This window comes from Clostridium sp. (genome assembly GCF_040797585.1).
Taxonomy (GTDB): domain Bacteria; phylum Bacillota; class Clostridia; order Clostridiales; family Clostridiaceae; genus Clostridium_Z.
In genome coordinates this window covers 1-12558 of sequence record NZ_JBFNEO010000069.1, presented here as the reverse complement: position 1 = coordinate 12558, position 12558 = coordinate 1, and the positions used below count along the sequence as shown (strand labels likewise).

The following is a 12558-nucleotide window of genomic DNA, read 5'->3' as shown; positions in this document are numbered from 1 at the left end:
CTTAAACCAATATGTAGTGATCTTTCTACAATTAATAAAGAGGATACTTATTAAGATTGTAGAAAATTATATAGAGTAATAGTAAATTTGGGAATTTATATTTTAATTAAGGTGGTTATTATATGATGGGGGAAAATAAGGAGCTACTAATAAAAAAATCCCATGAGAGATCTGAGAAATATGGAGTTTTAAGGGAGAGTAGTTACTCTAAAAAAATACTTTATGGAAATCAAGTTAATGAGATTTTAAATCGTAATAAAGAGTTTATAGAGATATCAAAATACTATATAGATATGTTACATTCTGCTCTAAATAATGATGAATTTATAATAGCACTAACAGATAAGGAAGGATGCATTTTATACATTAAAGGGGATCGTAATATATCTGAAGATTTTAAAAAGATAAATTTGGTAGTGGGAGCTTATATGGATGAAGGAAGCATAGGTACTAATGCAATGGGGACTGCTATAAAGGAAGATGAGGCAGTCCAAATAACAGCTAAGGAACATTATATAAATATGTTTCAAGATTTTACTTGTTCTGCTGCACCTATCCACGATACTAGGGGGAGAGTTATAGGTACTTTAAACTTAACTGGAAAATATAAAAATAGTCATCCCCATACCTTAGGACTTATTATATTTGTGGTGAAGGCCATTGAAAATGAATTATATAAACATAAAACAAGGATCATACTTAATGAAGCCTATAGTTATATGGAAAGTGTTATAGATAATGTAGATAAAGGGTTGATGATTGTAGATATAAAAGGGACAATAAAAAACATAAATAATTTAGGGCTTAAAATCTTTGATAAAGAGAAGGATTCAATTATTGATAAGACCATAGAATCTATAATACCTAATTGGGGTAGTGTATTTGAATATTTTGGAAAAGGGAATGAAATGTACATTAAGGAGATTAAGTTTAAGCATAATAGTAAATATAAGACTCTATTAAATTTTAAGCCAGTAAGACTTAAGGATAAAATTATTGGAATGGTCATAATACTTTCTAATGAAAAAGAAGCAAATAACAACTTTAAGAATACCACAGGAGCTTTTTATACCTTTGAAGATATTATAGGAAATAGTGCTGCTATAAAAAATGTTATAACTAATTGTAAGATAATATCCAATAGTCCATCCACTGTACTTATAGAGGGAGAAAGTGGTACAGGAAAAGAGGTTTTAGCCCAATCCATGCATAATTATAGTCATAGAAAAAATAATAAATTTATAGCTATAAACTGTGGTGCTATACCAGAGAATATAATAGAGAGTGAATTATTTGGATATGAGGAAGGAACTTTTACAGGGGGACTTAAGGGAGGAAAGAAAGGAAAGTTTGAGTCAGCTAATGGAGGAACCTTATTTTTAGATGAAATAGGTGAAATGCCTCTAGAGATGCAGGTTAAGCTCCTTAGGGTTCTTCAGGAGGGAAGAGTTACAAGACTTGGAGGTAGTAGAGAGATACCTATAGATATTAGAATAATAGCTGCAACTAACAAAGATTTAAAGAAAGAAATAAAAGAAGGGAAATTTAGGGAAGATCTATATTATAGAATCAGTGTAATTCCAATAAGATTACCTCCCCTTAGAGAGAGAAGGGGAGATACACCTATTCTTATAGATTACTTTCTAAGAATAAAGGCATTTAAGTTAAATAAATGTATTCCCAATATGGAGAAAAAAATGCTAGACAAGCTTATAAACTATAAATGGCCAGGTAACATAAGAGAATTAGAGAATACTATTGAGAATTTAGTTAATCTTCAAGGGGATATGTCTTTTAATTTATTTGAAGAAGAATCCTTAATTAATATAAAAGAAGAAGAAACAAAGAAACTCGATTTAGAAAATCATATAGAATCCCTTGATGATATGGAAAAGTTTCTAATAACAAGAACCCTTAGAGAGTACAAGGGTAATATAACTAAGACCTCAAAAAAATTAGGTGTAAGTAGAAATACTTTATATAGTAAGATTAAAAAATTTAATATAGAATTGTGAAAAAAATGAACAGTGTCCTATAAATGAACAAAAATAATATAAAAAAGTTCAATTATAGGACACTATATTTTGGGGTAAAGTTATTTTTTTCACATACAAATAGGGATAGAGAAGATTTTGGAAAGAAGTATATAATTGGCACTATAATTGCTGAATTATATATTAAGTAGGTTAAATAGGGGTTATATTAAGTTATTAACTTAATAGGTAGAATAGGGTGAGGAATATATCTATTATTAATTACTTATATAACATAAGTAAAATTGATAATTTTTAAACAATATAGAATTATAAGTTTTACTTACCTACCATTTAAAAAGTAAATTAATATAACTTAGGGGGAATGACTTTATGGCACGTTTTACATTACCAAGAGACATTTATCATGGAGAGGGAGCTTTAGAAGTCTTAAAAACCATTAAAGGAAAGAGAGCAATTATAGTTGTAGGCGGAGGATCAATGAAGAGATTTGGCTTCCTGGACAAGGTTCAAAATTATCTAGAGGAAGCAGGAATGGAAACCATGTTATTTGAAGGTGTTGAACCAGATCCATCCGTAGAAACTGTTATGAAGGGCGCAGAAGAGATGAGAAAATTCCAGCCAGACTGGATAGTTGCAATGGGTGGGGGATCACCAATAGATGCAGCTAAGGCTATGTGGATTTTTTATGAGTATCCTGAGTTTACTTTTGAAAAGGCAGTAATACCTTTTGGACTACCAGACCTTAGACAAAAAGCAAAATTTATAGCTATACCATCAACTAGCGGTACAGCTACAGAGGTTACTGCATTTTCAGTAATAACTGATTACAAGGCTAAGATAAAATACCCATTGGCTGATTTTAATATTACTCCAGATATTGCCATAGTTGATCCATATCTTGCACAAACTATGCCAGAAACTCTAGTAGCTTATACAGGAATGGATGCTCTAACTCATGCTATTGAAGCATATACAGCTTCATTAAGGTCAAATTTTTCAGATCCACTAGCATTAAAGGCCATAGTAATGGTTAAAGATAATTTAATAAATTCTTTTAAGGGAGATGTAAATGCGAGAAATCTAATGCATGAGGCTCAATGCCTTGCAGGCATGGCGTTTTCTAATGCTTTACTTGGAATAGTTCATTCCATGGCTCATAAAGTGGGAGCAGTATTCCATATTCCCCATGGATGTGCTAATGCTATATTCTTGCCTTATGTAATAGAGTATAATAGGAAAAAGTGTGAAGATAGATATGGAGATATAGCTAGGGCTTTAGGTTTAGAGGGAGAGAATGATAAAGAGCTTACAGACTCTTTAATTGAGGCTATAAATGATATGAATAGAAGTTTAAATATACCTTATACAATGAAGGAATATGGAGTTAATGAAGAAGACTTTAAAAATAATCTTAAATTTATAGCACATAATGCAGTTTTAGATCCTTGCACTGGGTCTAATCCAAGAGAAATAGATGATAATAACATGGAAAAAGTATTTAAGTGTGCTTATTATGGAGATAAGGTGGATTTTTAAGAATTTATGTTTTAAAAGATATATAAGTAAGCTTAGATATCCTAGTGATAGAAGTAAATATCCACATTCTAATAAGTGTGCCTTGTTCTATACATAATTAATATTTTTATATAGGATAAGGACAATGGTTTATTTACTTAAATTGGATTCTTGATAATTATTTTTAGTTAAGAGGATTTTTATAAGAATATAAAAATAAGGTACATGGGAAGGATAAAATTTAATATCCATGTACCTTATAATATCTAAGGCTAATTATTGTGATTATGTATATTTTTATTATCTAAAGATGATTTTAATATGAGCATAAACCATATAAATTAAATGAATAAATTAAATTTATAATTAATAAGGATTAATGATAAAGAGATTAGAGGGTTATATAAAAAATGAATTATATATACAATATAGGAATATTATATATATGAACCACATGACAATTGAAACTGAATGGTAAGCTATCATTACTTAAGGCTTATTCAAAGATTGAGTTTGGATGTGGTTTATCTATGGATACTATTTGAAAATTAAATAATAGCAATACTTCTTTAAATTCAAGGTAAATAAGGCGGTAGAGGTTAAATAATTTTTAATAATCAGTGGAAACGATTTACAATCAAGTAGAAGATAATTATAATAATAGTTAGAATATTATAAACATTATGCATATTGGTTAAATAAAAGTTATAAAGCAACAAATAAATCATATAGGTAGCAACATATGAGATAATTATCCAATAATCTACAATATTATTTAAATATTCTGAAGAATTAGAATATAAAATGGAGGTAGAACAATGGAAAATTTAAAAACTACCCCCCTAATAGGGGAGTATGAAAGATATGGAGGCAAAGTAGTTGACTTTGCTGGATATGCTCTTCCTATACAGTTCAAGGGAATACTCAATGAACATGAGGCTGTACGTGAGAGGGCAGGACTTTTTGATGTATCTCACATGGGTGAGATAACTGTAAAAGGAAAAGATGCTGAAAAGTTTGTACAATATCTTATGACAAATGATATTGAGGCATTGAAGGAAAATGATGTTGTTTACACCTTTATGTGCAATTTCAATGGAGGAGTTGTAGATGATTTATTAGTTTATAAGTTCTCTAAGGAATATTATTATTTAGTTGTTAATGCTAGCAATAAGGATAAGGATTTTAAATGGATAGTAGAAAATAAAGGAAACTATGATGTTGAACTTAAGGATATATCAGAGGAAGTAGCACAACTAGCTCTTCAAGGTCCTAAAGCTCAAGAGATTCTGCAAAAGTTAGTATCCTTTGATCTATCAGAAATAAAGTTCTTTAAGTTTAGAGATGAAGTATTAATAGATGGGAAAAAGTGTTTAGCTTCAAGAACTGGATATACAGGAGAAGATGGTTTTGAAATATATTGCAATCCAGAGGATGCAAAAGATCTTTGGCATAAAATATTAGAAGTAGGAAAAGAAGAGGGTGCTGAACCTATAGGTCTTGGAGCAAGAGATACTTTAAGATTTGAAGCTACGCTTCCACTTTATGGTAATGAAATGGATGAGAATATAACTCCTCTTGAAATGGGCTTTGGATTCTTTGTAAAACTAAACAATGGAGATTTTATAGGAAAAGATGTTTTAGTTAAACAAAAAGAAGATGGGGTAACAAGAAAGCTTGTAGGCTTTGAAGTTCTAGACAAAGGAGTAGCAAGACATGGTTATCCAGTAGTTAAGGATGGAAAAGAGATAGGACATGTTACCACTGGATATATGTCACCTACTTTAAATAAGACTATAGGATTTGCTTTTGTAGATGCTAATTATTCTGCATTAGGCACTGATTTATCAATAAAGGTAAGAAATAGAGAATTAAAAGCGGTGATTATTAATAAAAAATTTTATGATAAAAAAACAAAAAAATAGGAGGGTTTTATAATGGCAGTTTTAGAAAATCTATTATACACTAACGATCATGAATGGATAAAGGTAGAAGGAAATAAGGCATATATAGGGGTTACAGATCATGCACAAAAATTACTTGGAGATATAGTTTATGTTGAATTACCAGAGGTAGATACTGAGTTCTCAAAGGGCGATGTTTTAGGGGTAATTGAATCTGTAAAGGCAGCAGCAGATATATATATTGCTATAGGTGGTAAGGTTTTAGAAATAAATGAAGATTTAGTGGATAATCCTTCAGCTATAAATGAAGCAGCATATGATAATTGGATGATAGCAGTTGAAATTCAAGATGAAAGTGAATTAAATGAATTATTAAGTCCAAAGGCTTATGAAGAATTATGTAATGAGGAGGAATAATATGTTTCCTTATATACCAAATACAGAAAAGGAAGTAGAGAAGATTTTAAACTTTCTATCTATAGAGTCTATAGACAAGCTTTTTAATCACATTCCAAATCAGGTTAAGTTAAATAGAGAGCTGAATATTGAAAAAGGGTTATCAGAACTTGAAGTTGAGAAGAGAATGAAGGATTTAGCAGGAAAGAACAAGTCCATAGAGGATTTAACTTGCTTCTTAGGAGCAGGAAGTTATGATCACTATGTTCCTTCTATAATAAAGCATCTAATATTAAGAGGGGAATTCTTTACAGCATATACTCCTTATCAACCAGAACTAAGCCAAGGAACCCTTCAAAGTATATTTGAGTATCAAAGTATGATGTGTAGTTTGACAGGAATGGAAGTTTCTAACTCTGCTATGTATGACGGAGCTACAGCTACTGTAGAAGCAGCTACTATGGCAATAGAGAATACAAAGAGAAAGACCATAGTAGTATCATCAACTGTAAATCCAGAGACAAGAGCAGTTTTAAAAACTTACCTAAAATATAAGGGATATAATTTAGTTGAAATTGAAAGTAATGAAGGTGTTACAGATTTAGAAAAGCTAAAGGCTTCCTTAAATAAAGAAGTAGCAGCAGTGGTAATACAAACTCCTAATTTCTTTGGAGTTATAGAAGAGGCTGATGAAATAGTTAAAGCTATTCATGAAAATAAATCTCTTTTCATAATGAATGTGGATCCATTATCTCTTGGAATATTAAAAAGCCCTGGAGAAATAGGTGCAGATATAGTTGTGGGAGATGGTCAGTGTCTTGGAGCTAATATGAGCTTTGGAGGACCAGGCCTTGGTTTCTTAAATACCACAAAGAAGCTTATGAGAAAGATGCCTGGAAGAATTGCAGGACAAACTGATGATGGACATGGAAATAGAGGATTCGTTCTAACTCTTCAGGCAAGAGAGCAACATATAAGAAGAGAAAAAGCAACCTCTAACATATGTTCAGATCAAACCTTAGTTTCAATAGGAGCTGCTATATACATGGCTACTCTTGGAAAGAAAGGTATTAGAGAGGTAGCGCTTCAGTGTTTAAATAAGTCTCACTATGCTTACGAGGAATTAACTAAGAGTGGAAAATATAAGAAGGTATTTAATAAACCTTTCTTTAAGGAATTTGTTATAAAGTCAGACAATTGTCCTTGTGATATAAACAATAAATTATTAGAAAATAATATCTTAGGTGGATATAACTTAGGAAAGACTTACCCTGAATATAAAGATTCTATGATGCTTTGCGTTACTGAAAAGAGAACTAAGGAAGATATTGATAAATTAGTTAAGGTCATGGAGGAGATATAATGAAGGATTATAATAAAATTATCTTTGAGCTTTCCACTGAGGGTAGAGTTGGATATAAGCTTCCTGAGTTAGACGTACCAGAAGTTAATTTAGAAGATGTTCTTCCTAAAAATATCATAAGAGAAGATGAACTTAATCTTCCAGAGGTGAGTGAGGTAGATGTTATAAGACACTACACAGCTTTATCCAATAAAAATTATTGTGTTGATAAGGGATTTTATCCATTAGGTTCTTGTACAATGAAATATAATCCAAGAATAAATGAAGATATGGCAGCTTTAGCAGGGTTTAGTAAAATCCATCCACATCAGAAGGAAGATAGTGTTCAAGGAGCTCTAAGTCTTATGTACGATCTTTCAGAAAGACTTTCAGAAATTACAGGGATGGATGACTTTACTCTTCAACCAGCAGCAGGAGCTCATGGAGAACTCACAGGGCTTTTACTTATAAAAGCTTACCATGAGGATAGAGGAGATTTTAAGAGAACCAAAATAATAGTTCCAGATTCTGCTCATGGAACTAATCCAGCTAGTGCAGCAGTTGCAGGTTTTGATGTGGTAGAGATTAAGTCTTTAGAAGATGGATCTGTATCCATTGAGGAACTTAAAAAGGTATTAAACGATGAGATAGCAGGACTTATGTTAACAAATCCAAGTACCTTAGGGCTGTTTGAAAAGGATATAAAGGAAATAAGTGATTTAGTTCATGAAGCTGGTGGACTCTTATATTATGATGGCGCTAATTTAAATGCTATTATGGGAATAGCAAGACCAGGAGATATGGGATTTGATGTATGTCACTTAAATCTTCATAAAACTTTCTCTACTCCTCACGGTGGTGGAGGACCGGGAGCTGCACCAGTTGGAGTATGTAAAAGACTTTCTAAGTTCCTTCCAGTGCCTATGATTAAAAAGGAGGAAAATAAGTTCACATTAGACTATGATAGAAAAGATTCTATAGGAAGAATAAGAAGCTTCTATGGTAACTTTGGAGTTTTAGTTAGAGCTTATACCTATATTTTAACCATGGGAAGTGATGGGCTAAAGAAAGCTTCAGAAAATGCAGTGTTAAATGCTAACTATATAAAAGAATCCTTAAAGGATCACTATAAGGTTGCTATAGATGAGATATGTCAGCATGAGGTTATATTTGCTGGACTTAAGGATAACCCAAATAAAATATCAACTCTAGATGTGGCAAAGAGGTTAATAGATTATGGAGTTCACCCTCCAACAGTTTACTTCCCATTAATAGTTGAGGAAGCTTTAATGGTAGAGCCAACTGAAACAGAAAGTCTAGAGACTATTGATAACTTTATAGAAGTTATGAAAAAAATAGCTGAAGAAGCTAAGGAAAATCCAGAGTTATTACATGATGCACCTTATAATTCACCAGTAAGAAGATTAGATCAGGTTAAGGCTGCAAGAAATCCAGTATTAAAGTGGTAGTAAATAAAGGTGTGGCTTAGGTCACACCTTTTATACTTATGAAGGTTTTAAGATAAGTAGGGTAGAGATAGTTAATAATATATATTAATAAATATATTGGAGGGGCAAAATGAAGGATATAATTGTTTTAGGTGGAGGGCCAGGTGGATATGTGGCGGCTATAAGAGCAGCACAGCTTGGAGCAAGTGTAGCTGTTGTGGAGAGAGATAGTTTTGGAGGTACATGCCTTAATAGAGGATGTATTCCAACAAAAACTATATATAGAACTGCAGAGATTTTAAATATATTAAAACATATAGAGGATTTTGGTATAAGTGTTAAGGACTATGGAATAGATGTAAGTAAGGTACAGAAAAGAAAAAGAGAGATAATAAGTTCCTTAGTGGGAGGAATAGAAAAGCTTCTAAAGGGTAATGGAGTAGAAATAATAAGAGGAAATGGTACTATAATTGATAAAAATACCATTAAGGTTGACACTAAGGATGGAGAGGTTACCCTTGAAGGAAAGAATATCATTATAGCTACTGGATCAAAGGCTGAAATTCCGAGTATTAAGGGCATTGATAATAAAAAAGTAGTAACAAGTGATGAAATATTAGAGTTTACTGAAGTTCCTAAAAGACTAGTTGTTCTAGGCGGAGGGGTTATAGGAATGGAGTTCGCTAGTATATTTAACTCTATGGGAAGCAAGGTCACTGTTATAGTGGCTAGGGATTCCATTCTTTATGATGTAGATAGAGAGATAAGTAAAAGGTATACTGCTATGGCTAAGAAATCAGGAATAGAAATACTTACCTTAACCTCTGTAAAGGAAATAGAGGGAGAAGAGACCATAAAAGTAATATGTGAAGGTAAAAAAGGCGAAATTGTTGTAGAGGCAGATTTAGTTCTAGCAGCTAAAGGTAGAAGGGCAAGCTATGATGGAGTGGATATTGAAGCACTAGGTATAGAACTTAACAGAAAGAGTATAAAGGTAGATGAAAGCTATGAAACTTCTGCAAAGGGAATATATGCTATAGGAGATGTTAATGGAATATCTCTTCTTGCCCATGCAGCCTCTCATCAAGGAGTAGAAGCGGTGGAGCATATTCTTTTAGGTAAAGAGTGTCATAAATCAGTAATTCCAAGCTGTATATTTACTTTCCCAGAAATAGCAGTGGTAGGACTTACTGAGGAGGAGGCAAAGGAGACTGGAATAGCATATAAAAAGAATAAGTTCTTATTTGGAGCTAATGGTAAAGCCTTGGCTTTAGGAGAAGGAGAAGGATTTGTAAAAGCTATAAGTGATGAAAATAATAAACTTATAGGAATTCATATTATGGGACCTCATGCCTCAGATTTAATCTTAGAGGCAACCATAGCTGTGGAGAAATCTATGACTGTATCTGATTTAAAAGAGGTAGTGCATAGTCACCCAACTTTAGGAGAAGCTCTTCATGAGGCAATATTAGGATTAAATAAGGAAGCTATCCATAGTATAAATAAGTAAAAAAATAAACTGTAGCAGAGACACATATTTGCTACAGTTTATATTGTATTATGATAAATAAAAATAATAGGGAGCAATACTTATGAATATAGGTTTATTTATATTCATATTAGTGAGACATACTTATAGGAGCTATTTATAATAACCTAATAAAATAATTATATAAAAAACAAGAGTTAGTACCTTAATGTACTAACTCCTATTTTTATTCATAAGATTTTATATCTTTATATATATAGTCTAACATATGGCCTTTAGTTTCATTTATATCATATACTTCATACCAAAGTCCATCATCTAAGATTTTTCCCTCATAGTAGCCTTCTTGTGGGAAGCGGTTTTGCTCAAAGGAATAGTTAATACTTCCACTGGATAGACTTATAATTTCAGAGGAGGTTAAGCTAGTCTTTATATAAGGTAACACCTCATCTATTAAAGAGTTAAGCTCTATAAGACTTAGGCTTGTAACTTTTTTAAACATTTCTTCAAGAACATTTCTTTGTCTGTCAGTTCTCTCTAAATCTCCATTTCCAACATATCTTATTCTACAATATGCAAGAGCTTGTATACCACTTAAATGTTGCATTCCAGTACCAGGAATAAGTTCATAAGGTTCACCAGTTCTTTTGGCAGAGTCTTTTATATATTGATTAACCATCTTAAGCTCATAATCTTTAATATTCATATCTATTCCCCCCATGGCATCAATAATCTTAGGAAGGGTAGAGAAGTCAACCATTATAAAGTCTTCTATGTTAAGACCAAAGTTTTTATTAAGGGTTTTAACAGCAAGTTGTGGACCACCATAGGCATAAGCATGATTAAGCTTAGTCTTGCCGTGACCATCTACAGGTACATAAGAATCACGAAGAATAGAAGTTAGCTTTAGCTTACTACGAGACTTATCTATGGTGAGCACCATGGTGGAATCAGATCTACCAAAGGCCTCATTTTCACTTTTATCTACACCAAAGAGGGCTATGTTTATTATATCATTAGAAGTTTTTTCTCCATCTATACCTAAAGCTTCTTTAGATGTATCAAGATCCACAGTGTTAATTTTACTTATTTTACTATGGACTATATAGTAAGCAGCTCCAATAGATATTAAAATTAATGCTATAAGAGAGGATACTATAATTTTAAATTTCTTTTTAGATTTTTTATTTTTTTTCTTTCTATTTACTCGTTTTTTTGAGTCATCGCTCATAAGAACAACTCCTTTTAATAATGGTAAGTATAATACATTTTTAAGACTATCACTTAATTATATAAAGCTATATATTTAAGCAGGTTACAAAAAATCTACGATAAGATGAAATTTTACAAAACATTTTGCACTAAAGTTCACAATGAGTTTAAAATATCAAATTTAACATATAACACTTAAAAAAGTAAAATTATGATTTTAGTATATAACATAATTGCTTAAACTATGAAAATAAATAAAAAAGGGACAGATTTATATGATAAACATAAATCAATCCCTTATTTTCATTGATTTTCAATTTTATTAATGGTTACATAGTAGCTTCCATTAGGAGAATGAACCTGTACTTTTTCATTTAGTCTATGCTTATAAATGGCTTTTCCAAGAGGAGACTCTATACTTATTCTATTCTCTAATGGATCTGCATCTATAGTTGTTACTATTAAAAATTTTTCAATTTCGTCATCTTCAAATTTTATATATACAGTTTTTCCTATACCTACCTGGTCTTCAGAAGTTGTATCATCAATTAGAATAGAAGTTTTAATCATCCTCTCAAGAAATCTTATTCTACTTTCATTTCGAGCTCTATCTCTTTTAGCAGCCTTATACTCAAAATTTTCACTTAAATCCCCATGAGCTCTAGCTTCTTTTAAGTCTCCATTTATAGCTTTTCTGGTTACCACTTTACGGTATTCTATTTCATCTTCAAGCTTTTTTATGGATTCCTTAGTAAGGTAATTATACATATTAAAGCACCTCTTTTCTAAGAATATTTTTATACTATAACATATATAAGTTTTAACTAAACTTATGTATGGATTAAAGATTTATTTTAGATATTATCAAAATCATTATAGTATACATGGGAGTAAGATACAATAATTGTTAAAAGTAAATTGTTTTTTTATATGAAGCTTTTATTTGATTGCTACTAGCTTGTACACCCTCATCCTCTTAAAAGGTCTGATGTTACAGTTACTACGTCCTAGATTAACTCATCTAACCTTAAGATGGTGGAAAGAACACCATCTTAAAAGATTTGTTCTATAAGAGGATAACTGAGCTAAAAAATATATATGGATAAGCTTCCCCTTAGTTAATATACATGATTCTTAATATAAAGGAAAGAATATAGCTATAAAGCATATTAAATACTATATTTTTATTAGTTTGTGAGAATATTATTTATTAGATATAAAAAATGAGGAGGTTATAGCTATGAAAGTAAAAAGT

9 protein-coding genes are annotated in these 12558 nt (G+C 31.3%); 7 read left to right on the top strand and 2 right to left on the bottom strand.

Annotated elements, in window-relative coordinates; all coding sequences use genetic code 11:
- Positions 1 to 122 precede the first annotated feature (122 nt).
- From AB2369_RS06390 to lpdA, 7 genes are all read left to right on the top strand, one after another.
- A complete protein-coding gene (locus AB2369_RS06390; RefSeq protein ID WP_367665646.1) occupies positions 123 to 2015 on the top strand; it encodes a sigma-54-dependent Fis family transcriptional regulator in 1893 nt (630 codons plus the stop codon).
- 351 nt (positions 2016 to 2366) lie between these two features.
- The gene (locus AB2369_RS06385; protein ID WP_367665645.1) at positions 2367 to 3533 is read left to right on the top strand and encodes an iron-containing alcohol dehydrogenase; all 1167 of its coding nucleotides are present in this window, start codon (positions 2367 to 2369) and stop codon (positions 3531 to 3533) included.
- A gap of 797 nt (positions 3534 to 4330) precedes the next feature.
- The gene (gene gcvT / locus AB2369_RS06380; RefSeq protein ID WP_367665644.1) at positions 4331 to 5437 is read left to right on the top strand and encodes a glycine cleavage system aminomethyltransferase GcvT; all 1107 of its coding nucleotides are present in this window, start codon (positions 4331 to 4333) and stop codon (positions 5435 to 5437) included.
- 12 nt (positions 5438 to 5449) lie between these two features.
- Positions 5450 to 5833, top strand: a complete 384-nt coding sequence (gene gcvH / locus AB2369_RS06375) for a glycine cleavage system protein GcvH (RefSeq protein WP_367665643.1) — start codon at positions 5450 to 5452, stop codon at positions 5831 to 5833.
- 1 nt (position 5834) lies between these two features.
- The gene (gene gcvPA / locus AB2369_RS06370) at positions 5835 to 7175 is read left to right on the top strand and encodes an aminomethyl-transferring glycine dehydrogenase subunit GcvPA (RefSeq protein WP_367665642.1); all 1341 of its coding nucleotides are present in this window, start codon (positions 5835 to 5837) and stop codon (positions 7173 to 7175) included.
- Positions 7175 to 8623, top strand: a complete 1449-nt coding sequence (gcvPB, locus tag AB2369_RS06365; protein WP_367665641.1) for an aminomethyl-transferring glycine dehydrogenase subunit GcvPB — start codon at positions 7175 to 7177, stop codon at positions 8621 to 8623. Before gcvPA ends, gcvPB begins: the two co-directional genes overlap by 1 nt.
- Before the next feature lie 109 nt (positions 8624 to 8732).
- On the top strand, positions 8733 to 10112 hold the full coding sequence (gene lpdA, locus AB2369_RS06360) for a dihydrolipoyl dehydrogenase (RefSeq protein ID WP_367665640.1): 1380 nt from the start codon (positions 8733 to 8735) through the stop codon (positions 10110 to 10112).
- Between the two features lie 205 nt (positions 10113 to 10317).
- On the opposite strand, the gene AB2369_RS06355 is transcribed toward lpdA, so the two are convergent.
- Positions 10318 to 11322 (bottom strand): LCP family protein, encoded by a 1005-nt coding sequence (locus AB2369_RS06355; protein WP_367665639.1) that lies wholly within the window; start codon positions 11320 to 11322, stop codon positions 10318 to 10320.
- A 284-nt stretch (positions 11323 to 11606) separates the two neighbouring features.
- Positions 11607 to 12071 carry a transcription elongation factor GreA gene (gene greA, locus AB2369_RS06350; RefSeq protein ID WP_367665638.1) on the bottom strand — a complete coding sequence of 155 codons (465 nt, stop codon included), beginning with the start codon at positions 12069 to 12071 and terminating at the stop codon, positions 11607 to 11609.
- Between the last annotated feature and the right edge of the window lie 487 nt (positions 12072 to 12558).

Excerpts from the sequence above, each read along its gene's own strand:
- AB2369_RS06385 (WP_367665645.1), top strand. The coding sequence starts at position 2,367 with ATGGCACGTTTTACATTACCAAGAGACATTTATCATGGAGAGGGAGCT.
- gcvT (WP_367665644.1), top strand. The coding sequence starts at position 4,331 with ATGGAAAATTTAAAAACTACCCCCCTAATAGGGGAGTATGAAAGATAT.
- lpdA (WP_367665640.1), top strand. The coding sequence starts at position 8,733 with ATGAAGGATATAATTGTTTTAGGTGGAGGGCCAGGTGGATATGTGGCG.
- AB2369_RS06390 (WP_367665646.1), top strand. The coding sequence starts at position 123 with ATGATGGGGGAAAATAAGGAGCTACTAATAAAAAAATCCCATGAGAGA.
- greA (WP_367665638.1), bottom strand. The coding sequence starts at position 12,071 with ATGTATAATTACCTTACTAAGGAATCCATAAAAAAGCTTGAAGATGAA.
- gcvPB (WP_367665641.1), top strand. The coding sequence starts at position 7,175 with ATGAAGGATTATAATAAAATTATCTTTGAGCTTTCCACTGAGGGTAGA.
- gcvPA (WP_367665642.1), top strand. The coding sequence starts at position 5,835 with ATGTTTCCTTATATACCAAATACAGAAAAGGAAGTAGAGAAGATTTTA.
- gcvH (WP_367665643.1), top strand. The coding sequence starts at position 5,450 with ATGGCAGTTTTAGAAAATCTATTATACACTAACGATCATGAATGGATA.
- AB2369_RS06355 (WP_367665639.1), bottom strand. The coding sequence starts at position 11,322 with ATGAGCGATGACTCAAAAAAACGAGTAAATAGAAAGAAAAAAAATAAA.